At 61.7% G+C, this 24,879-nt stretch carries 21 protein-coding genes and 1 tRNA gene; 17 read left to right on the forward strand and 5 right to left on the reverse strand.

Features of this window, described 5'->3' with window-relative positions; genetic code table 11:
- Positions 1-47 precede the first annotated feature (47 nt).
- From ACIQTS_RS14810 to abc-f, 7 genes are all read left to right on the forward strand, one after another.
- Positions 48-1,157 (forward strand): pseudouridine synthase, encoded by a 1,110-nt coding sequence (locus tag ACIQTS_RS14810; protein WP_332502657.1) that lies wholly within the window; start codon positions 48-50, stop codon positions 1,155-1,157.
- A gap of 3 nt (positions 1,158-1,160) precedes the next feature.
- Positions 1,161-2,261, forward strand: a complete 1,101-nt coding sequence (locus ACIQTS_RS14815) for a prephenate dehydrogenase (protein ID WP_332487314.1) — start codon at positions 1,161-1,163, stop codon at positions 2,259-2,261.
- On the forward strand, positions 2,243-2,938 hold the full coding sequence (gene cmk, locus ACIQTS_RS14820) for a (d)CMP kinase (protein ID WP_402473769.1): 696 nt from the start codon (positions 2,243-2,245) through the stop codon (positions 2,936-2,938). Before ACIQTS_RS14815 ends, cmk begins: the two co-directional genes overlap by 19 nt.
- A gap of 65 nt (positions 2,939-3,003) precedes the next feature.
- Complete coding sequence (der, locus tag ACIQTS_RS14825; RefSeq protein WP_105659051.1) at positions 3,004-4,536, forward strand: ribosome biogenesis GTPase Der; 1,533 nt, start codon at positions 3,004-3,006, stop codon at positions 4,534-4,536.
- Positions 4,537-4,637: 101 nt separating this feature from the next.
- A tRNA-Pro gene (locus ACIQTS_RS14830) sits at positions 4,638-4,711 on the forward strand.
- Positions 4,712-4,811: 100 nt separating this feature from the next.
- The gene (locus ACIQTS_RS14835; RefSeq protein WP_402473770.1) at positions 4,812-5,654 is read left to right on the forward strand and encodes a PhzF family phenazine biosynthesis protein; all 843 of its coding nucleotides are present in this window, start codon (positions 4,812-4,814) and stop codon (positions 5,652-5,654) included.
- A 209-nt stretch (positions 5,655-5,863) separates the two neighbouring features.
- A complete protein-coding gene (gene abc-f, locus ACIQTS_RS14840; RefSeq protein WP_402473771.1) occupies positions 5,864-7,570 on the forward strand; it encodes a ribosomal protection-like ABC-F family protein in 1,707 nt (568 codons plus the stop codon).
- Here abc-f and ACIQTS_RS14845 read toward each other — a convergent pair.
- Both ACIQTS_RS14845 and ACIQTS_RS14850 read right to left on the reverse strand, forming a co-directional pair.
- On the reverse strand, positions 7,563-8,969 hold the full coding sequence (locus tag ACIQTS_RS14845; protein WP_402473772.1) for an FAD-dependent oxidoreductase: 1,407 nt from the start codon (positions 8,967-8,969) through the stop codon (positions 7,563-7,565). The two genes, abc-f and ACIQTS_RS14845, sit on opposite strands and share 8 nt — an antisense overlap.
- Positions 8,966-9,721, reverse strand: a complete 756-nt coding sequence (locus ACIQTS_RS14850; protein ID WP_402473773.1) for an SDR family oxidoreductase — start codon at positions 9,719-9,721, stop codon at positions 8,966-8,968. Before ACIQTS_RS14850 ends, ACIQTS_RS14845 begins: the two co-directional genes overlap by 4 nt.
- A gap of 82 nt (positions 9,722-9,803) precedes the next feature.
- Between ACIQTS_RS14850 and ACIQTS_RS14855 the strand changes: the two genes are divergently transcribed.
- From ACIQTS_RS14855 to ACIQTS_RS14870, 4 genes are all read left to right on the forward strand, one after another.
- The gene (locus ACIQTS_RS14855) at positions 9,804-10,271 is read left to right on the forward strand and encodes a MarR family winged helix-turn-helix transcriptional regulator (protein ID WP_400290625.1); all 468 of its coding nucleotides are present in this window, start codon (positions 9,804-9,806) and stop codon (positions 10,269-10,271) included.
- Positions 10,272-10,390: 119 nt separating this feature from the next.
- On the forward strand, positions 10,391-11,332 hold the full coding sequence (locus ACIQTS_RS14860; RefSeq protein WP_400290627.1) for an NADP-dependent oxidoreductase: 942 nt from the start codon (positions 10,391-10,393) through the stop codon (positions 11,330-11,332).
- Positions 11,333-11,356: 24 nt separating this feature from the next.
- Entirely contained in the window at positions 11,357-12,040 is a 684-nt protein-coding gene (locus ACIQTS_RS14865; RefSeq protein WP_400290629.1) for an NADPH-dependent F420 reductase, read from the forward strand.
- A 212-nt stretch (positions 12,041-12,252) separates the two neighbouring features.
- Positions 12,253-14,142: an FAD-binding monooxygenase gene (locus ACIQTS_RS14870; protein ID WP_400290631.1), complete on the forward strand. Its 1,890-nt coding sequence runs from the start codon at positions 12,253-12,255 to the stop codon at positions 14,140-14,142.
- A gap of 236 nt (positions 14,143-14,378) precedes the next feature.
- Here the strand turns inward: ACIQTS_RS14870 and ACIQTS_RS14875 are convergent, their stop codons facing one another.
- Entirely contained in the window at positions 14,379-14,741 is a 363-nt protein-coding gene (locus tag ACIQTS_RS14875; RefSeq protein WP_133834491.1) for a DUF488 domain-containing protein, read from the reverse strand.
- Positions 14,742-15,008: 267 nt separating this feature from the next.
- Here ACIQTS_RS14875 and ACIQTS_RS14880 point away from each other — a divergent pair, with 267 nt between their 5' ends.
- From ACIQTS_RS14880 to ACIQTS_RS14895, 4 genes are all read left to right on the forward strand, one after another.
- Positions 15,009-15,461: an FHA domain-containing protein gene (locus ACIQTS_RS14880; protein WP_400290633.1), complete on the forward strand. Its 453-nt coding sequence runs from the start codon at positions 15,009-15,011 to the stop codon at positions 15,459-15,461.
- 74 nt (positions 15,462-15,535) lie between these two features.
- Positions 15,536-16,291, forward strand: coding sequence for a MerR family transcriptional regulator (locus ACIQTS_RS14885; protein WP_402473774.1), 756 nt, complete (start codon positions 15,536-15,538; stop codon positions 16,289-16,291).
- Between the two features lie 40 nt (positions 16,292-16,331).
- Positions 16,332-16,814, forward strand: a complete 483-nt coding sequence (locus ACIQTS_RS14890; RefSeq protein ID WP_400290637.1) for a bifunctional nuclease family protein — start codon at positions 16,332-16,334, stop codon at positions 16,812-16,814.
- A 242-nt stretch (positions 16,815-17,056) separates the two neighbouring features.
- On the forward strand, positions 17,057-17,650 hold the full coding sequence (locus ACIQTS_RS14895; RefSeq protein ID WP_105659060.1) for a MerR family transcriptional regulator: 594 nt from the start codon (positions 17,057-17,059) through the stop codon (positions 17,648-17,650).
- A gap of 93 nt (positions 17,651-17,743) precedes the next feature.
- Here the strand turns inward: ACIQTS_RS14895 and ACIQTS_RS14900 are convergent, their stop codons facing one another.
- On the reverse strand, positions 17,744-18,559 hold the full coding sequence (locus ACIQTS_RS14900; RefSeq protein WP_105659072.1) for a ParA family protein: 816 nt from the start codon (positions 18,557-18,559) through the stop codon (positions 17,744-17,746).
- Between the two features lie 351 nt (positions 18,560-18,910).
- On the opposite strand from ACIQTS_RS14900, the gene ACIQTS_RS14905 reads away from it, so the two are divergent.
- Together ACIQTS_RS14905 and ACIQTS_RS14910 are read left to right on the forward strand one after the other, a co-directional pair.
- Positions 18,911-22,363 carry a pyruvate carboxylase gene (locus ACIQTS_RS14905; protein ID WP_400290639.1) on the forward strand — a complete coding sequence of 1,151 codons (3,453 nt, stop codon included), beginning with the start codon at positions 18,911-18,913 and terminating at the stop codon, positions 22,361-22,363.
- A 98-nt stretch (positions 22,364-22,461) separates the two neighbouring features.
- Entirely contained in the window at positions 22,462-23,004 is a 543-nt protein-coding gene (locus ACIQTS_RS14910; RefSeq protein ID WP_105662560.1) for a hypothetical protein, read from the forward strand.
- On the opposite strand, the gene ACIQTS_RS14915 is transcribed toward ACIQTS_RS14910, so the two are convergent.
- Positions 22,977-24,788: an AMP-dependent synthetase/ligase gene (locus ACIQTS_RS14915; RefSeq protein ID WP_402473775.1), complete on the reverse strand. Its 1,812-nt coding sequence runs from the start codon at positions 24,786-24,788 to the stop codon at positions 22,977-22,979. The genes ACIQTS_RS14910 and ACIQTS_RS14915 overlap by 28 nt on opposite strands.
- Between the last annotated feature and the right edge of the window lie 91 nt (positions 24,789-24,879).

Here is a 24,879-nt window from a genome sequence, read left to right on the forward strand (position 1 = left end):
GGCGGGCTCGCGCAGCGAACACGTAACAGCAAGGGACACAGGCAAGCATGAGCAGGGGACCATCCTCAGGCCGCAACGATCGCGGCAACAATTCAAACTTCGGCGGCAAGCCAGCAGGCGGCCGCGGCAAGTCCGGCGGCAAGGCCTACGGCAAGCCAGGCGGTGCAGGCCGCACCGGTGGCAAGTCCTTCGGCGAGAAGCCATTCGGCGAGAAGCCGTATGGCAAGTCCGCCTCGGGCAAGCCAGGGGAAAAGTCGAATTCGGCCAAGCGCAACACCGCAGCACCGCGCAAGAACTCCGAGCGTGCTTTCGGCAAGGAACGCTTCGGCAACTCCGTGCCGACCAACTATGCGCGCCCGACCCAGCGCGCCCGCGCCCAGGCTCGTGCCGAAAGCCAGGCAGCTCGCGAGATCAACGGCGAGCAGCAGGACGGCATCCGCCTGCAGAAGGCCATGGCCAACGCCGGGGTGGCCTCGCGCCGCGTCTGCGAGGAGATGATCCTCGAAGGCCGCGTCGAGGTCAACGGCAACCTGGTCGTCGAGCTGGGTTCGCGCGTGGATCCAGCCAAGGACCGCATCCACGTCGATGGCATGCGCATCCAGATGAACCAGGCAAACCGCTACTTCGTCTTCAACAAGCCGAAGCACGTGATGTGCACCATGGATGACCCGGAGGGCCGCCGCACCATCGCCGACTACTTCAAGAACGAGCACCACTCGCTGCGCTTGTTCCACGTTGGCCGACTGGACTACAAGACCGAAGGCGTCTTGATCCTGACCAACGACGGCGAGCTGGCCAACCGCCTGCAGCACCCGAAGTACGAAGTCCCCAAGACCTACCTGGTGCAGATCCCCGGTCCGCTGCCGCGTGCGGTGAGCAACCAGCTGCGCGAGGGAATCAAGCTCGAAGATGGCTGGATCAAGGTCGATGACCTGAAGATCATCGCCACCACCCCGAAGCACGTGATGGTCGAGGTGACCCTGCACTCGGGCCGCAACCGCATCGTGCGCCGCATGTTCGACGCCGTAGGCCACCCGGTCCAGCGCCTGGTGCGCGTTGCCGTGGGTCCGGTGCTGCTGGGCGACCAGAAGCAGGGCACCATCCGCTCCCTGGGCAACCAGGAAGTCGGGCACCTCATGGCCATGGTGGGGATGTAGCCCATGGCGTCTTCTCACCTTGCAGGCCCGGTGCTGGTCATCGGCACCGGCTTGCTGGGCACCTCGGTGGGATTGGGCCTGCGCGCCAAGGGCGTGCACGTCTACCTGTCGGATATTTCGCCAACCGCTGCCGGAGTAGCCCAGGACATTGGCGCCGGGGTGCTGCTGGAGCACCAGCAGATCGCCCCGGAACTGGTCGTGATCGGTGCTCCACCGGATGTCACCTCCGCCCTGGTGGGCGACGCGCTGCTGGCCTATCCGAACGCGGCCGTGGTGGACATCGCCAGTGTCAAGGGCTCGATCCTGGCCGGCGTGCTGGCGGACGAGCGGCTGGGTGAGGCCGAGACGTCCCGCTATGTGGGGACGCACCCGATGGCGGGCCGGGAGAAGTCCGGACCGGCCGCGGCCCGTGGCGAATTGTTCACCTCCATGCCGTGGGTCATCTGCGCCCATGAAGGAGCGCAGGCTTCGCGGGTCAAGGCCGCCGAATCCCTGGCCATCGACCTGGGTGCGACCATGTACCGGATGAGCGTGGTCGAGCACGATGAGTCCGTCGCGCTGATCAGCCACTTCCCGCAAGCGGCCAGCTCGATGATCGCCTCGCGCCTGCTGAACGCCGAAAGCCACCAGCTGGCCTTGGCGGGCAACGGGCTGCGCGACACCACGCGCATCGCGGCCAGCGACGAGAAGCTCTGGATCCAGATCTTCTCGCACAATGCCGCCGCACTGGTGCCGATCCTGACCGGGATGAAGGAAGATCTGGACCGGCTGATCAGCACGCTGCAGAACCCGCAGGGCCCCGGCGCGCTGCTGGACCTCTCGCAGCTGATGACCGAGGGCAACGCCGGCAAGGCCCGGATTCCGGGCAAGCACGGTGCACCGCCGCAGGCGTTCGCGTTGGTCACCGTCGTGATCGATGACCGGCCGGGGCAGATCGCCCAGCTGCTGACCGAAATCGGCGACGCGCAGATTAACATCGAGGATTTGCGCATGGAGCACTCCGCAGGCCATCAGGTCGGCATGGTGGATGTTTCGGTCGTGCCCGGCCGGCGCGATGAATTGATAGATGTATTGACCAAGAACGGATGGAAGGTAGCCCAGTGAGCACCTTGAACAACGACAAGCTTGTTATTGCCATCGACGGCCCTAGCGGCTCGGGCAAGTCCTCGGTCTCCAAGGCCGTCGCCCGCAAGCTGGGCGCAGCCTACCTGGACACCGGTGCCATGTACCGTGCGATCACCTACTCGGTGCTCGCCGATGGCACCGATCTGTCCAACGCCGGGGCCATTGCCCAGGCCGTGCGCGATGCCAAGCTGTCCATCTCGGTCGATCCTGATGCTGAACTGGTTGAAATCGGCGGTGTGGACGTGACCGCGGCAATCCGCGAACCACGCATCTCCGAGCAGGTTTCCGCCGTTGCCACCAACCTGGACGCGCGTGCCGAACTGGTCCGCCGCCAGCAGGAAATCATTGCGGCCAACACCCGCATCGTGGCCGAAGGCCGCGACATCACCACCGTGGTCGCCCCGGATGCCGATGCGCGCATCCTGCTGACCGCATCGAAAGAAGCCCGCCTGCGCCGTCGCGGCCTGCAGCTGGGCGGAACGCAGAACGAGTCGCAGCTGGCTACCCAGGTGCTGGCGCGCGATGCGAAGGACTCCACCGTGGTGAACTTCACCCAGGCCGCCGACGGAGTCATGACCGTAGACTCCTCGGACCTGGATTTCGAGCAGACCATCGACGCAGTGCTTGACGCAGTCGGCACTGCAACGAAAAACTAGCCTAAAGCTGGTGCCCATCCTCGGCGAGAGCCGATGAAGATTACGATCGCTGTGAAGGGAAAATCATGAGCGAGAACAACTCCACCCACGACGAGGAATACATCCCCGTTGGAGACGACGATATCGCCGAGCGCCTGGCCGAACTGAGCGAGGAAGAGGCCGCGGTTCGCGCCCAAGCCCTGCTCAGCGGACTGGAAGACTACGAACTGGACGAAGAGGACTCCGCCCTGCTTGCAGGCCTGGATAGCTTCGATGACGATGATGAAGACGTTGTCATTCCGCCGGTTCTGGCTGTTATCGGACGACCTAACGTCGGCAAGTCCACCTTGGTCAACCGCATCCTGGGCCGCCGCGAAGCGGTAGTCGAGGATACCCCGGGCGTCACCCGCGACCGCGTGTCCTATTCCGCCGAGTGGGTGGGACGCCCATTCACCATCGTCGATACCGGTGGCTGGGAGCACGATGCCAAGGGCATCCACGCCTCGGTTGCCGACCAGGCCGAAATCGCCGCCGACGTCGCTGACGCCATCCTCTTCGTGGTCGACTCCCACGTGGGCGCGACCGCAACCGACGAGGCTGTGGTGAAGATGCTGCGCAAGAAGGGCAAGCCGGTCTTCCTAGTGGCCAACAAGGTCGACGACTTCAACCAGGAAGCCGAAGCCGCCGCGCTGTGGGGACTGGGATTCGGCCAGCCATGGCCAGTCTCGGCCCTGCACGGCCGCGGCACCGCCGACCTGCTGGACGCTGTCATGGAGAAAATGCCGGCCCATTCGGCTTTCGGCGGCATGATCCCATCGGGCGGTCCGCGCCGCATTGCGCTGATCGGCCGTCCGAATGTGGGCAAGTCCTCGCTGCTGAACAAGGTGGCCGGCTCCGAGCGCGTGGTTGTCGACGATCTGGCCGGCACCACCCGCGATCCCGTGGACGAACTTGTCGAGCTGGGCGGCGAAGTCTGGCGCTTCGTGGATACCGCCGGTATCCGCCGCCGCCAGCACATGGCCGTCGGCTCGGACTACTACGCGTCGCTGCGTACCCAGACCGCGCTGGAGAAGGCCGAAGTCGCCGTCATCCTGCTGGCTGCCAATGAAACCATCTCCGAGCAGGACGTGCGCATCATCCAGCTGGCCATCGAAGCCGGCCGCGCGATGGTCATCGTCTACAACAAGTGGGATGAGGTGGATGAGGACCGCCGCTACTACCTGGACCAGGAGATCGAGCGCGACCTTGCCCATATCGAGTGGGCACCGCGCGTGAACATCTCGGCGAAGACCGGCTGGCACAAGGACAAGCTCGTTCCCGCACTGAATACCGCGCTGGAATCCTGGGACAAGCGCATTCCAACGGGCAAGCTGAACGCCTTCCTGGGTGAACTTGTCGCAGCCCACCCGCACCCGGTGCGCGGCGGCAAGCAGCCACGCATCCTGTTCGGCACCCAGGCTTCGGCCCGTCCGCCGCGCTTCGTGCTGTTCACCACCGGCTTCCTGGATCCAGGCTACCGCCGCTTCATCACCCGGCGGCTGCGCGAAACCTTCGGTTTCGAAGGAAGCCCCATCGAGGTTTCGATGCGAATCCGCGAACGCCGCGGACGCAATCGCTAAATTTCGAATTTAGCCCTTCACTTGGTGTAGGCTAATAAAGGAGCTTTTCGCAGACGGCACCCTTGGTTCTCACGACTTGGGGATAACGGCTGCGAGGGCATCGGGCTATGGCGCAGCTTGGTAGCGCGCCTCACTGGGGGTGAGGAGGTCGCAAGTTCAAATCTTGTTAGCCCGACGATCCAATCGCAAAACCCCGTCGAGAGTTTCTCTCGGCGGGGTTTTGCCGTGCCTCCCCAGAATTCCACACCCACTGCGAAGATCCGGAAGATGGTCCAATGCAACGCAGATTCCAGCAGGTCGATGTCTTCAGCGCCACCCCGTACAAGGGCAACCCGCTAGGCGTGGTGCTCGACGGGCAGGGCCTGGATACCGAGTCGATGCAGGACTACTCGCTCTGGTCCAATCTCTCCGAGGTCACCTACGTACTGCCGGCCAGCGATGAGCGGGCCGATTACCGTTTCCGCATCTTTGCGCGCGAACGCGAATTTCCATTTGCCGGCCACCCTGCCTTGGGCACAGCGCGTGCCTGGCTGCATGCCGGGGGAGTGCCGCAGGATCCGAAGCAGCTGGTCGTCGAGTGCGAAGCTGGTTTGGTGCCGATCAGGATCGAAGGTGAAACGCTTTCCTTTGCTTCGCCGCCGGCTGTTCGAACCGGTGCAATTGCGCCGCACGAAATGAAGGAAATGATCCAGATCCTGGGCATTGAGCCCGAGCAGATTGTGGATTCGCAGTGGACGGACAACGGGCCGGGGTGGGCCGCAGTGCTGCTGGAAAACTCGCAGCAGGTTTTGGACATCGCACCGCGGATCCCCAATAGGCCAGGACGCTGGAAAATCGGGGTCTTCGGCGCACTGCCGCAGTCGTCGGCACCGGAAAAATTCGAAGTCCGAGCTCTGGCCATCGAAAACGGGGGCTTGCGCGAGGATCCGGTCACCGGAAGCCTGAATGGAGCGGCCACGCAATGGCTGATGGCCGCCGGGCACGCCACCGCGCCACTGGTCAACCGGCAGGGTGCGAAAGTCGGACGCGATGGGCATGTGCATCTGGACTTGGCCGACGGCCAGTTTTGGGTTGGCGGGGCCGCGAACGTCCTGATTGAGGGCATCATCGAGCTGTAGTGCGCAAAACCTTGCCTGTTGTGATGGCTTGGGCTTAGCCTTGAATGGTGGGAACGTTAATTCATGGAGTCCATTTCTTCTAGGCGGTAACCAGTGTCGAGCTTCGCTCCGCTGACGCCATCTTCATTGCACCTTTGTGGTGCCCGCCAACCACCAGCACCGCACCGGCCCTGATTACTCGGCGAACCGGTGCTAGGCAGGAAACTCCCATGACCCAGTCCCAAAATATCCACCAGTCTTCCCAGCATGAGCGCGAAACCGAACCGGACTACGTATGCTCATTGCAAGGCATCGCAGTCAGTTTCGGCGAACGGGATGTGCTGACCGGCATCGACCTTGCAATTTCCGGTACCGACCGCATCGCAGTACTTGGCGATAACGGTTCGGGAAAATCCACGCTGATGCGCGTGATTGCAGGGAATCTCGAACCCGACCACGGGCAGCGGAAGATGAACGCGCCCGGTGCCGTTGCCTACGCTGCGCAGAACCCGAGCTTCGCTGCGAACATGAGCGTGCAACAGGTGATCGATTCCTATCATCGGCGCTTCCGTGAACTGGAAGGCTTGATGCGCGTCGTCTCGGCCAAGCTCGAAGATGCTCCAGAACCTGTCGCCGAACGTTTGATGAAGCAGCTGCAGCAGGTTACCGACCTGTATGAGGCGGCCGACGGCTATTCGCTGGCTCCGCGCCTGGATAGCGCCTTGGAGCAGCTGGGCCTAGGAGATCTGGATCGCCAGCGCCTTGTGTCCCAACTTTCCGGTGGGCAGCGATCCCGGCTGTCGCTGGCCTGTGTCCTGTGTTCGGGTGCGCAATTGCTCCTGCTCGATGAACCAACGAACGACCTGGACGAGGCAGCCATGAACTGGCTGGAGCGCACCCTGGATAAGCATCGCGGCGCGCTGGTGCTGATCAGCCATGACCGGATGTTCCTCAAGCGTTTTGCCCGATCCATCGTGGAGGTTGCCGACGGGTCGATCGCGCATTACGGCAATGGCTATGACGGTTATCTGCATGCCAAGGAGCAGGAGCGCATCGCGATCCGCGTCGCCTACGAAAATTGGGTGCAGGAGCTTGAGCGTTCACAGAACTTGGTTGATAAGTATGCTTCACGCGTCAGCGCCATTCCGCGCAAGCAGGAGAAATCCAGTTTCGGACATGGAAATTTCCGGGCCCGCGATTCCAGCCATGGGTCGACCTCCAAGATCCGCCAGGCAAAATCCCGAATCGAAGACCTCGAAACCCACCGGGCACCCGAGCCGGCTGCTGAGCCGTCCTTCTTGATGCCCGGCAGCACCCAGGACCAGGCTGGTGGCGAAACCCTGCTGCAGGTGATGAACGCCCGGCGCGGCTCGGATCCGAAACTGTCCACGCCACGCTTCGACATCAAGCTCGGCGAGCGCTGGCTGGTCACCGGCCCCAATGGTGCTGGCAAATCCACATTGCTCAAAATGCTCGCCGGAGAACTGGAATGCACCGAGGGGAAGATCGAGCGCGCTGCCAACTTGCACTGCGGTTGGCTCCGCCAGGAAGTCGGAATTTTTTCTGGCAGCACCCTGATTGAAGCCTTCGCCGCGGCCACCGGCCAGTATGTCCAGGACGCCGGTGCGTCCCTGGCCCAGCTGGGCCTGTTTGCGCCGCAGGATTTCCTGCGGCACCCCATGGCGCTTTCGGTAGGCCAGCGCCGCCGCCTGGAACTGGCTATTGCGGTCAGCACCAAAGCGCAGATGCTGTTCCTGGACGAGCCGACGAACCATCTCTCACCGGCTTTGGTGGAGCAGCTGGAGTCAGCGCTGGCGGAATATCCGGGCACCGTGGTCACGGTCAGCCACGACCGGCGCTGGCAGCAGAAAATGCGCGAGTATTCGGTGGTGCATCGGCTCGGGGTGGAAGCAGGACGCGCCGAGCTGATCAGGTAGCGCTGGAGTTCTGGCGTCTCAAGTTCAGTCCGCCATCAAACAGGTGCTGCGGGTCAGTTCTCTCGGACAGGGCACGCAGCCGGGTTCCGGTCTGCCCAGGCCAGGCGAGCTCGGCAGCCGAACGGCGAACGTCCGAAGAGTAGGCGCCGTACGCGCCGGTGCCCAGAACCTGCAGGGCAGCGAACGACTGGTCCTGCTCGGCGATGCCCAACGGGTGGATCCAGGTAGCTGCCAGCACTTCTTGATGCCGCGACCCCCAGGCGGTGGCTTGGGCCGGAACCCGGGCTACGGCACCGCCCAAGGCCCGCAATTCGCCGACCAGGCTGGCCCGATGGGCCAATGACTGCGCCATGGCAGCGCCCAACTGCTCATCCGCCTGATCGACCAGGACATCACGCATTTTGATGCGCTGCTGACCGGCATGCGGCGAATTCGGGGCTGGCACGATCAGCGGATAAGGCACTAGCTCGGTGCGCGAATCGTGAAGTTGGGCCAGGCCCAGGGCCTCGCGCAAGACCGGTGCTGCCTGGTCCTGGCCATCGCCAGCCCAGACATTGCGCGCCTGAATTGCGTGCTGTCCATCGCCCAATGCCTGCACCATCAGGAAGCTTTCCAGCTCGTCAGGCGACTGGCGCACCCACTGGCCCCAATCAGCGGTGAATTGCGGCAGCGAATCGGTCAGGTAGGTCAGTTGCTGGTGGATGATGCTGGCGTCACCGGCGGCAGTTCGCAGATCGGTGGCCGTGAACTCGAAGGCCGTGACTACTCCGGCATGGGTCGCACCTCCGCGCACGGCCCAGAACAATTCGGGCTCATGATCAGTGTCTACCCAGCGGATCGTTCCGTCGGCGGTGACCAATTTGGCCCGCACCATGGAGTCCAGCGTCAGTCCCTGCGAACGGGCGAAGTAGCCGATGCCGCCAGCCGTGGCCAGGCCGCCGACGCCGGTGTCGCCAAAGTTGCCGCTGCTGATGACCAGGTCTTCGGCGGCTAGCTGTCCGGCAATTTGTCCCCACGTGGCTCCGGCGCCCACCCGGACCAGGCCAAGTTGCGGATCGAGCATTTCGAAGTGCCGCAGGGCGGAAAGATCCAGGATGATGCCCCCGGTATTCGTCGAGGTGCCTGCGATGCCGTGGCCCCCTGAAAGGATGCTGAATTCAACGCGGGTTCCCGATTGCTCTCGGAGCCGCGCTGCATAGAGCACCGTTTCCTGCACGTCCTGTTCGCTCCGGGCCTTGATGATCAGGGCCGGTGCGCCAACAGACATGTAGCTGGACCGTTCCATGGCATAGCCTGCCCGATGCTCGGTGATCGCGCGTGCGGCCAGCGTGCCCGGAAGTCCGGGCCAGCCGTCGGGCAGCACCAGGTCGTGCGATCGTGCTAGGCGGTTGGTGTTCATGCTGCCAGTTCCTTCATCAGCTGCGCTGCGGCCTGCGTGGTGCGAAGCGTGTAGTGCGCCGAGGGGCGCTCGGGCCGGGCGGCCAGGGCCGCGGTGATCGAGCCGAGTTCTTCGTTGGTGATCCACTGCGGATCAACCCATGGGCGTTCGCGGGTTGCCACTGGTCCGAGCTCGTGGGCGAAGACGCGGCGCTGGGTTCCGGCTTCGGCGCTGAGCACCCGATGCATCATCAAGAGTCCCGCTTGTTCCATGTTGATGATCGATGCACCGGGAACCGGGGTCGTAGCGCTCCCGCCAAGGACCAGATGGTAGCTGCCTGCAGGCGCCAGCAGGGGGAGCCAGGCACGCACATTTGCGACATGGGCGGTGGACAGATCGAGGTTGAAGCGCTGCCATTCCGATTCGGTGACTTCCCACAGCGGCTTTCCCTGCCACCAGCCGCCGATAGCAGCGATCACATCGGTAACGTCCCCGAATTCGCCGGTGATGCGCTGGGCCATGTCGGTTGCTGCGGTGAAACTGGTGTACTCGCCCACGACCAATTCCAGATTCGCGGTGTCGATGTTCTCGAGACGGGCCAGCAGTTCCTTGTCGCGGTTTTCGGTGCGGGTAGGAATGATGACTTCGGCACCGGCGGCCAGCCAGGAACGGACGATGCCCTCGCCGACCCGGCCGGTTCCGCCGAGGATCACCACGCGGTGCGCGCTCAATGCCGGCTGTTTGGTGCCCAGTTTGCTGTCGTTGGTGGTCATTTAGGTTCCATGCCTTTCATCCGTGTACTAGAATCAATTACTGTAACTACAGATACTTTGATCCTATTCCCGGGAGGCATCCATGAAGACGGAATTGAACGATCGGCAGGAGATCTGGCGCGGCCTGCTCTACGGGCAGCGCTCGATGATGCTGCGGCTATCGGTTGAGCTCAAGAGGGATTTCGGGTTGAACAGTGCGCAATTCGAGGCGCTGCTGTACCTCTGGGAGGCGAAGGCGAACCGCTTGCCAGCCACTCAGCTTTCCAATCAGCTGCTCTACAGTTCCGGCTCGGGGTCCCATCTGATCAGCAGGCTTGAGCAACTCCACCTGGTGCGCCGGGACCGTGATTCCCAGGATGCGCGCATGGTCGTGGTGACGCTGACCGAAGCGGGTCTTGATCTCATAAGCCGAGCCCGAGCCGCGCACATTGAATCGCTGGCAAAGGAATTCGACCCGCTGATCGGGGATGCCGAGGTCCCGGTACTGCTGGACTTCGCGCGCCGGCTCTCCCGTCATGAAAGTGTCACCTCGCAGCCCTATTCCGGATAGCCTCACCGCATCCCGCTGGCCCAATGGATCCGGGCTAGCGGGATTATCCTTGCAAATATATCTGTTATTACAGATATACTTGCGGAAAGCACTTGTAAAGCAACGAAGGAAGGAAAACCATGAAGCAGCATTATCGTGTTGCTGTGGCCAGGCAGTTCGGCGCCCCGGAAGTCATCAGTATCGAAAATCATCCAGTGCAGCCACTGGCTGCGGGCGAGGTCCGCGTGGCGGTACGTGCCGCGGGCCAAAACCCCGTGGATGCCCGTCGCCGGGCCGGCAATTTCGGCGGCCAGGTGCCTCTGGTCTTTGGCACCGAATTCTCCGGAATTGTCCATGAGTCGAAAGACCCGGGTTGGGCTGCGGGGGATGAGGTGGTGGGCTGGGGTGCCGTCGGCGCCGACGCCGATCTGGTTCTCACCTCGGGGGACAAGCTGGCGGCTAAGCCCAAGGAACTGCCGTGGGCCGTGGCTGGCGGACTCAGTGGTGCGGGTCAGACCTCCCTGACAGCCCTTGCCGCACTGGAGCTGCAACCAGGAGATGTGATTCTGGTGCACGCAGCGGCAGGTGGCGTAGGAAGCATGCTGGTTCAGCTCGCCATGCATCAAGGCCTGGTCGTCATTGGTACCGCCGGAACAGGCAACCAGGAATATCTGCGTCAGCTAGGGGTTCTTCCTGTCGTTTACGGACCGGGCCTCAGCGAGCGCGTGGCCCAGGCCGCGGGAGGCCGGGCAATTGCCGCGTCCATCGATTTAGCCGGAAGCATGGAAGCCGGCGACCTGGCCCGTGAACTGGCAAGCGGTGGAGCGCAGTGCATCACGCTGGTTCCCGAGACCTGGCAATCCCATGGCCTGCCACTGGTGAGCGTCCGAGCCAGCGCGCAACGGTTCGCAGAGCTGGTGCGCAGCTATCGGGATGGCGGCTTGCAACTGCAGGTGAACACCCTCGAATTCAACGATGTCGTGAAGGCCCATCGCCAGATGGATGCCAAGCATTCACGCGGAAAACTCGTCTTGGAAATGAGCGATAACCCCTACCTCGCCAACAGCGGCGACGCGGCCTAGCTGCCGCTCAAGAAAGGCATGAACATGGCTTCAATAGCACTGATCGGACCGGGGCGGCACGGAACCGCCATCGCAGAACTCTTCGCCTCCCACGGGGTAAGCGTCGTGATCTACCACCACAATGCCGCCAAGGCGGAGGCAGCTGCGCAAAAGATTCGACAGGCCGCGGTAGACGCGCAGGTGCAGGTGGCCGCTGACCTGGCCTCAGCTGTGGAAGGCCAAGAGGTCGTAGTCTTGGCCACGCTCTGGGACCAGCCGCAACGCAAGGTCCTGGCCGAGCTGGGCTCCAGGCTGGCAGGCAAGGTACTGCTCGATGTTTCGAACCCCTTGGACGTGACACCAGCGGGCATTATTCCGCGCTCGCCGGCCGAAGGCTCGGCAGGCCAATTCGTGGCTTCATTGCTGCCGCACGGTGCAGGGCATGCCAAGGCGTTTTCGAACTTGGCCACTGCGTTCATTCGCGAGGGAGCGGATCGGGAACCACCGGCGATCCTGCCATTTGCCGCGGACTGCGCTGCCACGGCCAGCATCATCCGCCCCTATCTGTCGGCCACCAAATGGAAGCCGTGGCTGGTCGGAGATATCTCGTCCTCGCGCGACTTGGAGATTGGCGGGAAGTTCAACGCGGTGCACGGAGCCTATGGGCGTTCGCAACTTAATGAAGAGCAGATGCTGGAGTATGCCGGACCCGAGTGGGAGCATCGGTAGCAGCTGGCATCAGTGATGGGCCCCGGCGCGAGGTTATTGCGCCGGGGCTTCTGCCCATCTGCGGCTTAGGGGTGGCCGGCGCAGCGTGCATGAACTTGTGCCTGAGCTCACAGATTGTATATGATTAGTGTGCGATAAAAGATCATGCAGTTCTAATATCGAACATAATATTTATTGACTGAGGTCATCACAGGGAAATGGGGGATGAAACGGTGCAGTTTCACCACAACGGATACATTTCAGCCGATCCACGGGTGCAGCCAGCGGCTGGCGTGGGCATAAACCGTCCCATGGAGATGCCCGATGTCATGGATGTGCTGATCGTCGGTGCCGGTCCCGCAGGCATCATCACCGCCGCCCAGCTTTCCCAGTTCCCTGATGTGCACACCCGCATCATCGACCGACGGCCCGGCCGCCTGGAAATCGGCCAGGCCGACGGGATCCAGTCACGCACGGTGGAGACGTTCCAGGCTTTCGGTTTTGCCGAGCGCATCACCGCCGAGGCCTACATCATCAAGGAAACCACCTTCTGGAACCCTGATCCGCAGAACCCGGATCAGATCATCCGCACCGACCGCACCGCCGATGATCCAACCGGCGTCAGCGAATTCCCGCACCTCGTGGTCAACCAGGCGCGCGTTATCGACTATTTCGCTGATTTCGCGGCGAACTCCCCAGCTCGCACCGTCCCGGACTACGGGTGGGACTGCAAGGAACTGGTCGTTGAAGACGGCGAAGAGTACCCGGTGAAGGTCACCCTGATCGGCTGCGGCGAGAGCAATGACGGCATTGAGCGTGTAGTGCGTGCCAAGTACGTGGTCGGTTCCGATGGGGCCAGAAGCAATGTCCGCCGCTCGATCGGCGCGAAGCTCTCCGGTGACAAGGCCAATCACGCTTGGGGCGTCATGGACACCCTGGGCCTGACCAACTTCCCGGATGTGCGCACCAAGTGCGCCATCCATTCCAAGGCTGGTTCGATCCTGCTGATTCCGCGCGAAGGCGGGCAGCTCTTCCGCCTCTACGTCGACCTGGGTGAAGTTCCGGAAGGGGATAACGGCAAGGTCCGCGAGACTCCGCTGGAAGAAATCATCGAGCGTGCCAAGGCGATTTTGAATCCCTATACCCTCGAGGTCAAGGACGTCGCGTGGCACAGCGTCTACGAAGTAGGCCACCGGCTGGCTGACCGCTTCGATGATGTGCCGGTTGAAGAGATCGGGACCCGTGAGCCGCGCGTGTTCATTACCGGCGACGCCTGCCACACCCACTCGGCCAAGGCCGGCCAAGGCATGAACGTCTCCATGCAGGACGGGTTCAACCTGGCCTGGAAGATCGGCTATGTGCTCTCGGGCCAAGCTCCGGAAAGCCTGCTGCGCACCTACTCGGACGAGCGCAAGGTGATCGCCAAGGACCTGATCGACTTCGACAAGAAGTGGTCCTCCATCATGGCTGCTACTGCGAAGGAGCTTGAAGGCCAAGAAGGCGTTGCCGAGTTCTATGTACGCACGGCCGAATTCCCTGCCGGCTTCATGACCGAGTACGCGGCATCTGCGCTGGTCGCCGGCAAGGAGCACCAGGAGCTGGCCGCCGGATTCCCCGTGGGCAAGCGCTTCCGCTCTTCGGAAGTCATGCGCTTGGCCGATGCCAACCCAACGCACCTGGGCCACCACCATCGTGCCGACGGCCGCTACCGCATCTACGTCTTTGCTGATCAGCAGCCGGTGGGAGAGTCCCAGAAAATTGCCGCCTTGTCGAGTTGGCTGCTGGAGAATGAGCGCTCGCCACTGGTTCGCTTCACGCCGAAGGGTGCCGACGCCGACGCGCTGTTCGATGTCAAGGTGGTCTACCAGCAGGACTACACCACGATGAACGTGAATGACGCGCCGAAGGTGTTCCGTCCGGACACCGGCGTATTCGGCCTGATGGATTACGAGAAGGTCTACACCGCATTGGACGGCTCGGACATCTTCGAGGAGCGCCAGATCTCCCGCGATGGCGCGATCGTGATCGTCCGTCCGGATATGTATGTTGCCAGCATCCTGCCATTGGATGCGGCCAACGAGCTGGCCCGTTTCTTCGAGCCGATCCTGCTGGAGCAGAACTAGTAGCGCCCTCGCTCCACATATCACCGATGGCACCGCGAGTATCTCGCGGTGCCATCGGTTTCCCTGCGCAGGGCGTCGCGTGGAAGTGCGGAATATTCTTTGTCGCAACGTGGTTGAACCACCAAGGGACAGGACTTCGATGAAAGGTGCCACGGTGAGCCAGGAATTCAGCTTTGACCTTCAGCAGGTGGTCGATTCGGATATGGTGTGTGCCGACGGCGTGTGCTTCGTGCCGCCTACGGACCAGAGAGCTGATCGAGCAGATAGTCACGCAACACCACAGCATGATTAGCCTGCTCATTTTTTGCTCCGTAGACCAAAGTGACCACGGGATGCTGGTCCAGTACTTCCAGGAAGCCATCGACAGCGGGGTTCTGATCTAGCTCGGCGCGATAGTGCTGCGCAAATTCGCCAAAGCGGTCGGCATCGTGATCCCAACCTTTGCGAAGCCCGGTGCTCGGTGCCAAGGCCTTGGCCCAGTGATCCAGCTGAAGGGCAGCCTTGCTCTTCCCGCGCGGCCAGAGCCTGTCAACCAGGATCCTGTAGCCGTCCTCGACGCTGGGCGCGGTATACGCGCGTTTGAGAAGTATCTTCGTCATGATTCACCTGAAAGTTCCTGATTTATCCTTGCATCGCCTCCATCTGTGGGAAAGGATCGAAGTGCAGGCGCTGCCAAGGCATCATCGTCTCTCTTGGCATCTTGCCACACTGGCAATCCCTTGCAGCGGAAAATATGTACTTTTCTGTTATCAGTTGGGCAGTGAGTAGGCTAATCTGTAAATAGTTTGGTATTACTGACTGTGCCAACACAGAACTCAAGGTCGTCACGCACGAACTGTTAACAGAATTTTCTGGAGGACCCCATAATGTCGGAACATCGGCCGGTTGACCCGCACAACGAGTCTGCCTCTGAGACGACCAATATCGCTCTTCCTGCGGTGCACAAGGGTGCTGAACCTTCGGTCATCTACACCCTGAGTGAGGATGAGAAAAACGCAGTTGACGCCCTGCCAGCTGGTTCTGCGCTGCTGATTGCCCATTCCGGACCAAACAAGGGCGCACGCTTCTTGCTGGACACCGACGAGAGCATCGCAGGCCGCCATCCAAACGCGGATATCTTCCTGGACGATGTGACCGTTTCGCGTCGGCATGCCAAGTTCTCCCGAACGGACGCGCGGTTCACGCTCAGCGACATCGGATCGCTGAATGGTACCTACATCAACGGCGACCGTATCGACGAGATCCCGTTGAGCACTGGTGTTCAGGTTCAGATCGGCAAATTCCGCCTGAATTTCTACCAAAGCGTTCCGAACCTTTAAACTAGTAGAGTTCGAGGTTTTGTCCGCCGGCGTCTGGCACGCCGACATATCCATACATCCGAGGTGTAGACCCTTTGCCGATCTTTGACGCAGCCCGCAGCCCACGTCTCGAGGCTCAACGCCACGAGACCGCCCGGCAGGCCGCGCTGAATATCGGCGAGGTGCTCTCGGAACTCAAGGATGAGTTCCCACGTGTCACTGCGTCCAAGATCCGCTTCCTGGAAGACAAGGGACTGATCATCCCGCAACGCACCTCCGCTGGATATCGAAAGTACTCCGCGTCGGATGTGAGCCGCTTGCGTTTCATCCTTTCGGTTCAGCGCGACCAGTACCTGCCGTTGAAGGTTATCAAGGACCATCTCGACTCGGTGGATCGGGGTGAAGCGCCAGCAGCATTGCCTGGGGGAGCCCCGGTGGCGCCACAGGCGGTCAACGATGACATGGCTGAGGCCGTGGAGCGCAAAACCCGTTCGGTGTCCTTGGCTGAACTGCAGGGGCTGACCGGTGCCAGCGAGGAGCTCGTTGGCGAATTGATAAAGTTCGGCTTGATCGAACCCGTTGCTGGCCTGTTCGACGCCAACAGCATCAAGGTCACCAAATCGGCCGTTCAGCTGGCGGGCCATGGCGTTGAACCTCGCCACCTGCGGCAGTTCCGTACCGCAGCTGATCGCGAGTTCTCGCTGATTGAATCGATTGTCGGCAACGAACTGAAGAAGCCTGAAGTCTCCGCTCGTGCCCGCGCTGCGGAAGAGGCCCAGGAAATCTCGCGCCAGTGCCTGGAAATTCACGAGGCCCTGGTGCAACGTGCTATTTCCCAACTGGATCGCTAGGCTGAATTCGAACAGGCAACAACAACTCTAAGGGGCTAGCATGCTGGAACTGGAGTTTGCCGGAATCCGTATTCAACTGCCGGCGAATCAGCCGCTGTTGCTGCTCAAATACCCTGAGCGTAATCTCTACCTTCCGCTGTGGATAGGTGCGCCCGAAGCCTCGGCCATCGCAATGTCTGAACAAGGGCTCACTCCGCCTCGGCCGATGACCCATGATCTGCTGCTCAGCGTCATTGAAAGCATGGACGTGAAGCTTGAGCGGATCGAAATAGTCTCGGTAAACAATGCCGTGTTCGTCGCGGAGCTTGTCCTTTCCAACGGCAAACGCGTAGATTCCCGTTCCTCGGATGCCGTCGCCCTTGCCGTGCGCGCCCAGTGCCCGATCATGTGCGCCGAGCACGTCCTGGAAGAAGCTGGCGTGGCCATCGAGAATGAAACTGGCGGCGGAGAGGCACCCGAAGAGCAGTTGCGCGAATTCCGTGAATTCTTGGACAATATTGATCCAGAAGATTTTTCTTCGTAGATATCGCGCGTTTGGTTTCAGTGGAATATTGGCCTTGAATTGGGTAATTCCCCAAGCCTGCGCGACACGCCTTAAAGTTAAGCTTGAAGGTCTTTGACCATTAGTCGTTATCGCCGTACCGTCTTTGCATAGGGACATTTAAAAAGAGCTGTTTTTTGATGGTCATCACTCGCATCTGCGCGGTTCTCATTCGGTCCCTGGATACTCGTTTAGGAACGTGCTGACACGCAAGGAGCAATTGGATGGAGTCTCGCCAGACTGGGCCTCACTATGGGGTCGACGGTGGCAACAAGCAATCCAGCACCCAGGGATTGCTCTTCACCGATGACCTGCCTGAGCTGGATGAACATGCCGGCTACCGCGGTCCAATTGTGTGCAAGGCAGCCGGCATCACCTACCGCCAACTCGACTACTGGGCACGTACTGGCCTGGTTGAGCCGGCAGTGCGCGGAGCCAAGGGATCCGGCAGCCACCGCCTTTATTCATTCCGGGATATCCTCGTGCTCAAGGTTGTCAAGCGGCTGCTGGACACCGGAGTATCCCTGCAGCAGATCCGTTCGGCCGTTTTGCACCTGCGTGAACGCGGCGTTGAGGACCTTGCCCAGATCACGTTGATGAGCGATGGAGCTTCGGTCTACGAATGCACCAGCGCCGACGAGGTCATTGACCTTGTCCAGAAGGGCCAGGGCGTATTCGGCATCGCCGTAGGCCGTGTTTGGCGCGAGGTGGAAGGTTCCCTTGCCCAGCTGCCTTCAGAGAGCTCGGTGCAGCAGACCCTGCCAGAAGATGAATTGGCTGCCCGTCGGGCTGCCAAGGCGGCGCGCAACGTCGGCTAGAGCCGGCAGATAATTCAGCAGCTTAAGCAATTGACCGGATCTTCCTTGAAGGAAGATCCGGTCAATTGCTTAAGCTGCTATCCGTATCCGGGCCTAGGTGTTGTTCGGGCCTGCTGCGGACATGACTTCCTTGAGCAACGCGTCGAACTGCGCCAGCATCGGAGCGGTAGCTTTGGAAGGCCACTGGTGCACCGAGTACGCGGCACCTTGGATCTGCTGCCATTCCGGGTGTTCGGGAATCTCGGGCTTGACCATGGAGTCGCCGAACATCTGGCGCATTTCGCCCAAACGGAAGGTATGCTCCGCGGAGTCCTTGCGGACGCGGTTGGCGACAACACGTACCGGTCCCAGGGAAGGAGCGAATTCACGGCGGAAGAGTTCCAATGCGCGCTGGGTGCGCTCGGTGCCGGCCACGGAGAACAAGCTGGGTTCTGCCACTAGCACGAGCTGATCCGACGCGCTCCATGCCATGCGGGTCAAGCCGTTCAGCGATGGCGGGCAGTCGATGAGAACCAACTGGTAACCGCTGGTGCGGCTCAGAAGCTGGGAGAGGCGGCGTAGGTCGCGGGTCCGCAGATCTGGTCGATCGTAGATGCCGGTGAATGCGTCGCCAACGGCAACATCGAGCACTGGAATGCGGGTACGGGATTTCTTCTCTGCTGCCTTGGACTGCCAAGCGCTGGCGACAACCTGATCTTGCAGACGGGCGCGACGAGCGTTCTTGAGCATTTGCCCAATTGGCTGCTTCCCATTAGCACGGACTCCAAGGCCAGTGCTGGCATCCGCATGGGGATCCAGGTCAATGACGAGAGTCGGAATGCCGGCGGCAAGTGCTGCTGAAGCCAATCCGAGTGTCACGGAGGTTTTTCCTACGCCACCCTTGAGGCTGCTGATGCTCACTACGTGCACGGACCAGACCACGCCTTTCACTGTTCGTTAGTTTAAACGTCCCACCGAATTTTTAGTCTCTCATCATCATAGTGTGCCGAGCCGTGTTTCTCCGACTTTGCAACGTCAGTTTTTGCCATTAGGCACAAGTTAGTGATTAAAACTTCAAAGATCCAATTATTTCATGTGGTCTGACCACAGGACGAAATGTTTGGACGTTCTGGAGAATCCCCGTGTAGTGTGTTTCACAGAAGTGGCAAATGCTAGCTGCTTTTCGAGACCCGACACGCTGGGATGGCGGGCCTGCACCTGAGGGGAACAGTCCTGATTGTGCCGTTGAACCAGCGTGTACAGATTCGATGTAGGGACACTATGTTTGAAAAGATCTTGGTCGCCAACCGCGGTGAGATTGCGATTCGCGCTTTCCGCGCCGGCTACGAGCTGGGCGCAAAGACCGTTGCTGTCTACCCACATGAGGATCGCAATTCGATCCACCGCCAGAAGGCCGCAGAGGCCTACCAGATCGGCGAAGAGGGCCATCCGGTCCGCGCCTACCTGGATATCGACGAGATTATCCGCGTTGCCAAAGAAGCCGGCGCGGATGCAATCTACCCGGGCTACGGCTTCCTCTCGGAAAATCCTGACCTCGCACGAGCTGCTGAAGCAGCAGGCATCAAGTTCATCGGTCCAAAGGCGGACGTGCTTGAACTGGCCGGCAATAAGGTAGCGGCGCTGAAGGCTGCTCGCGAGGCAGGCATTCCGGTACTGGAATCCTCCGAGCCAAGCGATGATGTTGATTACCTGATTGCCGAGGCCGATCGCATCGGCTTCCCGATCTTCGTCAAGGCTGTAGCCGGCGGCGGCGGTCGCGGCATGCGCCGTGTCGACAAGCGCGAAGACCTGCCGGAGCTGATGGGCGCGGCAATGCGCGAAGCCGGCACCGCCTTCGGGGACCCCACCGTTTTCCTGGAACAAGCAGTGCTGCGTCCGCGCCACATCGAGGTGCAGATCCTCGCCGACGAGCAGGGCAACATTGTCCACCTGCATGAGCGCGACTGCTCGCTGCAGCGCCGCCACCAGAAGGTTGTCGAAATCGCTCCAGCACCGAATCTGGATGAATCGATTCGCCAGGCGCTGTTCCGAGACGCCGTGAAGTTCGCGCAGACTCTGGGCTACCAGAACGCAGGCACCGTCGAATTCCTCGTTGATACCGTGGGCGACCGCGCCGGGCAGCACGTATTCATTGAAATGAACCCGCGCATCCAGGTTGAGCACACGGTGACCGAAGAGGTTACCGACATCGACCTGGTGCAGGCGCAGATGCGCATCGCTGCTGGCGAGTCGCTGAAGGATCTGGAGATCAGCCAGGACACCATCCAGGTGCGTGGCTGGGCCTTGCAGTCCCGCATCACCACCGAAGATCCAGCCAATGGCTTCCGTCCGGATGTTGGAACCATTACCGTCTACCGCTCCGCCGGCGGCTCGGGTGTCCGCCTGGATGGCGGCACAATCTACACCGGCGCCGAGGTGTCCCCGCACTTCGACTCGATGCTGGTCAAGCTCACTTGTCGTGGCCGTGACTACCAGACGGCTGTGGCTCGCGCCCGCCGTGCGCTGGCCGAGTTCCGCGTGCGCGGTGTGGCCACCAACATCCCGTTCATCCAGAATGTGCTCAGTGATCCGCAGTTCCTGGCCGGTGATGTCGCTACCGACTTCATCGACTCCCGCCCGGATCTGCTCACCGGCAATGAATCCCAGGACCGCGGCACCAAGGCGCTGAACTTCCTGGCCCATGTCACGGTGAACCAGCCAAATGGCAGCCGTGTCGAGGGAATCGACCCGCGCAAGAAGCTTCCTGCTTTCCCGGGTGACAAGACCGACGAGCCAGAGCGTTCGCCATTCGATGGCCCCTCCAAGTCCGCCTTGCCGGCCGATGGCTGGCGCCAGAAGCTGCTGGATCTCGGTCCGGAAGGATTCGCCAAGGCCCTGCGCGAGTCGAAGGCGGTGGGCATCACCGATACCACCTTCCGCGATGCGCACCAGTCGCTGCTGGCCACCCGCGTCCGCACCCGCGACCTGCTCGCGGCAGCACCGGCCTACGCGCACAACGTCCCGCAGCTGTTCTCCATGGAAGTCTGGGGCGGTGCCACCTACGATGTGTCCCTGCGATTCCTGGGCGAAGATCCCTGGAAGCGCCTGGAGCTGCTGCGTGCGGAGCTGCCGAACATCCCGTTGCAGATGCTGCTGCGCGGCCGCAATACCGTGGGCTACACTCCATACCCAACCGAGGTCACCGACGCTTTCGTGAAGGAAGCCGCGTCCGCCGGCATCGACATCTTCCGCATCTTCGATGCGCTGAACGATGTTTCGCAGATGGCTCCGGCCATCAAGGCGGTACGCGACACCGGCACCGCAGTCGCCGAAGTGGCCCTGTGCTACACCGGCAACCTGCTGGATGCCAACGAGACGCTGTACACCCTGGACTACTACCTGGAGCTGGCACAGCAGATCGTCGACGCTGGCGCGCATATCCTCGCAATCAAGGACATGGCCGGCCTGCTGCGCCCAGCGGCAGCAACCAAGCTGGTCACGGCCCTGCGCGAACGCTTCGATCTTCCGGTGCACCTGCACACCCACGACACCTCCGGCGGGCAGCTGGCGACGTTGATGGCTGCCATCGACGCCGGTGTGGACGCCGTCGACGTGGCCAGCGCGGCCATGGCGGGCACCACCTCGCAGCCATCGGCCTCTGCACTGGTCGCAGCGCTGGAGTTCACCGAGCGTGATCCCGGCCTGTCACTGGATGCCGTGGCGTCGCTGGAACCGTACTGGGAAGCAGTGCGCGCCATGTACAAGCCATTCGAATCCGGACTGCCAGCGCCAACCGGCCGTGTCTACCAGCACGAGATTCCGGGCGGCCAGCTTTCGAACCTGCGCCAGCAGGCCATTGCATTGGGCCTGGGCGAGCGTTTCGAAGCCATCGAGTCGATGTACGCCTCGGTCAATGACATGCTCGGCAATGTGGTCAAGGTGACTCCATCGTCCAAGGTCGTCGGCGACCTGGCCTTGCAGCTGGTGGGTTCCGGAGTCCCAGCCGCGGACTTCGAAGCGAACCCGCAGAACTACGACATCCCGGATTCGGTCATCCAGTTCCTCTCGGGCGAGCTGGGCAACCCTCCAGGCGGTTGGCCGGAACCGTTCCGCACCAAGGCGCTGCAGGGACGCAATGTCAAGGCCCATGTCGAGGACCTCTCGGCAGAGGACCTGGCAGCGCTGCAGGCGGATTCGGACACGATTCGCGGTACCCTGAACCGGTTGCTCTTCGCTGGCCCAACCCGTGACTTCGAGAAGTCGGTGGAGAACTACGGCGATTTGTCCGTCCTGCACACCCGCGACTACCTCTACGGCCTGGTTCCCGGCTTCGAGCATGTCATTTCGCTGGGTACGGGTGTTCGATTGCTGGTCAGGCTGGTATCGGTATCGGAAGCCGATGAGAAGGGCCTGCGCACCGTCGTGGTCAACCTCAACGGCCAGTCCCGCCAGCTCAAGGTTCGCGACGAATCGGTAGAATCCACCGTGAAGTCCGCGCCGAAGGCCGATCCGAACAACAACGGCCACGTCGCTGCACCCTTCGCGGGAGCGGTGACTGTGAACGTCAAGGTCGGCGACCTGATCGAGGCCGGCCAGTCCGTAGCCACCATTGAAGCAATGAAGATGGAAGCTGGCATCACCGCCAACGCGGGCGGCGTGGTCAGCCAGGTAACCCTGAATGGCACCAGCCAGGTACAGGGTGGCGATCTGCTGCTGGTGATCGAACCCAAATAGCATCCGCAGTACCCAGAGCACAGGGGCTCGTGACCAAGGTTGCGGGCCCCTGCGCTCTGCCAACTAATCGTGCGAACCACAAAGCAGAAGGAGCAGTGATGCGCCCAAGCAAGATGACGCCCGGGGCTGTGCCCGCCCGGCTGAGGCAGCAGGTTGCCGAGCTGGGATCCAAGGGCCAGCCGATCACGGTACTGGTCTTCACCCTCGACACGCATCTTCCGTTCTGCGAAATCGCAGAGCACTTGGCCGAGCAATTCGGTGAATTGGATTGCAAGGCCCAGGTGGCCACGGCCGGACCGCAGCGCGTGCAATCGGTGATGGACGGTAAATTCACCGGCACCAACGTGTTGGTGGTTGTGGGCGATACCAGTGCCGACTCGGAAGACCGGCTCATGGAATTGGTCGAATGGCTGCTGGCCAATGGCCGCAAGGACCTGGCTGGGAACCTGATCTACGCGGTGCTTGGCCACGAGCACCAGAATCACGCCACCCAGGCATTCAGCCGCGTGGTATTGCCGCGCAGCTACTATGCCCGAACACAGCAAAGCGGCCTCAAGTTGCCTTGGGCCGCTTCAGCTCGCGAATCGTGGGAGCTGGCTAATGCAGTGCTGGACTATGCTGTCGGCTTGGGCGCCGAGTAGATGCCTTCGATCACGGCCTCGTAGTCCTTGAGCACTACTGCACGCTTGATCTTCATCGAGGGAGTCAAATGACCGGTTTCCTCGGTGAAGTCAGCAGGCACAACGCGGAAGGATTTGATCGCCTCGGCCTTGGATACCGAGGTGTTGGCCTTGTCGATGACCGCCTGCACGGTTTCGAGCACCTTTGGATGGGTCGATAGCTCGTCCAGCGACAGGTTCTGGTCCATCTGGTGACGGGCCAGCCAACCTGGCAGGGCTTCTGGATCCAAGGTCACCAGGGCCGCAATGAACGAGCGGCCCTCGCCGATGACCACGCACTGGGAAACCAGCGCGTCGGCGCGGATCTGGTCCTCAAGCAGCGCAGGAACCACGTTCTTGCCGCTGGCGGTGACGATGATTTCCTTCTTGCGCCCGGTGATCCTCAGGAATCCGTCGGCGTCGAGTTCGCCGATATCCCCGGTGCGGAACCAGCCATCGGTGAAGGTCTCATCTTGCAGCTCTGGACGGTTGCGGTAGCCGCGCATCACGCAAATGCCCTTGGTGAGGATCTCTCCGTCCGCGGCGATGCGCACGGCGTTGCCCGGCAGCGGCTTGCCTACGGTGCCGATCTTGATCCGGTCCAGGGTGTTCACCGTGATCGGTGCGGTGGTTTCAGTCAGGCCGTAGCCTTCCAGAATGGTCACCCCGATGCCGTTGAAGAAGTGGCCCAGGCGCTCGCCCAGCGGACCTCCGCCGGAGACCGCATGGCGGATGTTGCCACCCATCGCGGTGCGCAGTTTCTGGTAGAGCAGGGCGTCGAAGAGCTTGTGCTTCAGGTTCAGCACCAGCGGAACCTTGCCCTCCTGCTTGGCGCGGGAGTATGCCACTGCAACGTCAACGCCGGCGTGGAAGATCTTGCCCTTGCCGCTATCTTCAGCCTTGAGCATGGCCGAGTTGTAGACCTTCTCGAAGACGCGTGGCACAGCGAGGATGAAGTTCGGCTTGAAGGACTGGAGGTCCTCGAGCAGGTGCTTGACATCGGGGGTGTGCCCGGTGCGGCAACCAGCGGCAATGTTGACTACCGAGATGAAGCGGGCGAAAACATGAGCCAGCGGCAGGAACATGATGGTCGATGCGCCCGGGTAAACGGCGCCAGGCAAGGTAGCCACAGCGTTCTCCGCCAGCTCCACGAAGTTGCCGTGGGTCAGCTCGCAGCCCTTGGGGCGGCCGGTGGTGCCCGAGGTGTAGATGATCGTGGCGATGTCATCCAATGCTGCGCCCGAACGGCGGGCTTCGAGCAACTGGTCATCGACGTTCCGGCCATCTTCGGAGAGCTGTTCCAGCCCGCCATCGAACTGCCAGACGTGATCCAGTCCGTCGAGCTGTTCCTGATGGGCGGCGCGGCGCACCACGGCTTCCTGGGCGGCGGCCTCAACGACGACGGCCTTGGCACCGGAATCGGAAACGATCCAGGCAAACTGGCTAGGGGAGGAAGTTTCATAGACGGGGACGGTGACGCAGCCGGCGAACCAGATGGCGAAGTCAACCAGCGTCCACTCGTAGCGGGTCTTGGCCATCAGCGCGATGCGGTCGCCAGGTTCGATGCCATTGGCGATGAACCCCTTCGCAATAGCCCGGGCGTCGGCAGCGAACTGCGATGCCGTGACATCATTCCACGTTCCGTCGGTTCCCGGCTTTGAGAACAATGCCGGGTTGGCCGCTGAATTCGCGTGGCGTAATAGCAGATCTGTAATATTCGACTGCTGTGGCGAATGAATGCGAATTGGCGAGCTGTATTCGCGCATCTGGTCTTCAACTCCTGAAACTCTGTGTGACCCCATTAGCAATAGCGGGTAACCCGCATCACATATTTATTACTATAGAGTAACCTACCGT

This window comes from Glutamicibacter sp. NPDC090743 (assembly GCF_044769125.1).
Taxonomy (GTDB): Bacteria; Actinomycetota; Actinomycetes; order Actinomycetales; family Micrococcaceae; genus Glutamicibacter.

What these genes read in the sequence shown, in the direction of transcription:
- ACIQTS_RS14810 (WP_332502657.1), top strand. Translation starts at nt 48, where the DNA reads ATGAGCAGGGGACCATCCTCAGGCCGCAACGATCGCGGCAACAATTCA.
- ACIQTS_RS14815 (WP_332487314.1), top strand. Translation starts at nt 1,161, where the DNA reads ATGGCGTCTTCTCACCTTGCAGGCCCGGTGCTGGTCATCGGCACCGGC.
- cmk (WP_402473769.1), top strand. Translation starts at nt 2,243, where the DNA reads ATGGAAGGTAGCCCAGTGAGCACCTTGAACAACGACAAGCTTGTTATT.
- der (WP_105659051.1), top strand. Translation starts at nt 3,004, where the DNA reads ATGAGCGAGAACAACTCCACCCACGACGAGGAATACATCCCCGTTGGA.
- ACIQTS_RS14835 (WP_402473770.1), top strand. Translation starts at nt 4,812, where the DNA reads ATGCAACGCAGATTCCAGCAGGTCGATGTCTTCAGCGCCACCCCGTAC.
- abc-f (WP_402473771.1), top strand. Translation starts at nt 5,864, where the DNA reads ATGACCCAGTCCCAAAATATCCACCAGTCTTCCCAGCATGAGCGCGAA.
- ACIQTS_RS14845 (WP_402473772.1), bottom strand. Translation starts at nt 8,969, where the DNA reads ATGAACACCAACCGCCTAGCACGATCGCACGACCTGGTGCTGCCCGAC.
- ACIQTS_RS14850 (WP_402473773.1), bottom strand. Translation starts at nt 9,721, where the DNA reads ATGACCACCAACGACAGCAAACTGGGCACCAAACAGCCGGCATTGAGC.
- ACIQTS_RS14855 (WP_400290625.1), top strand. Translation starts at nt 9,804, where the DNA reads ATGAAGACGGAATTGAACGATCGGCAGGAGATCTGGCGCGGCCTGCTC.
- ACIQTS_RS14860 (WP_400290627.1), top strand. Translation starts at nt 10,391, where the DNA reads ATGAAGCAGCATTATCGTGTTGCTGTGGCCAGGCAGTTCGGCGCCCCG.
- ACIQTS_RS14865 (WP_400290629.1), top strand. Translation starts at nt 11,357, where the DNA reads ATGGCTTCAATAGCACTGATCGGACCGGGGCGGCACGGAACCGCCATC.
- ACIQTS_RS14875 (WP_133834491.1), bottom strand. Translation starts at nt 14,741, where the DNA reads ATGACGAAGATACTTCTCAAACGCGCGTATACCGCGCCCAGCGTCGAG.
- ACIQTS_RS14880 (WP_400290633.1), top strand. Translation starts at nt 15,009, where the DNA reads ATGTCGGAACATCGGCCGGTTGACCCGCACAACGAGTCTGCCTCTGAG.
- ACIQTS_RS14890 (WP_400290637.1), top strand. Translation starts at nt 16,332, where the DNA reads ATGCTGGAACTGGAGTTTGCCGGAATCCGTATTCAACTGCCGGCGAAT.
- ACIQTS_RS14895 (WP_105659060.1), top strand. Translation starts at nt 17,057, where the DNA reads ATGGAGTCTCGCCAGACTGGGCCTCACTATGGGGTCGACGGTGGCAAC.
- ACIQTS_RS14905 (WP_400290639.1), top strand. Translation starts at nt 18,911, where the DNA reads ATGTTTGAAAAGATCTTGGTCGCCAACCGCGGTGAGATTGCGATTCGC.
- ACIQTS_RS14910 (WP_105662560.1), top strand. Translation starts at nt 22,462, where the DNA reads ATGCGCCCAAGCAAGATGACGCCCGGGGCTGTGCCCGCCCGGCTGAGG.
- ACIQTS_RS14915 (WP_402473775.1), bottom strand. Translation starts at nt 24,788, where the DNA reads ATGCGCGAATACAGCTCGCCAATTCGCATTCATTCGCCACAGCAGTCG.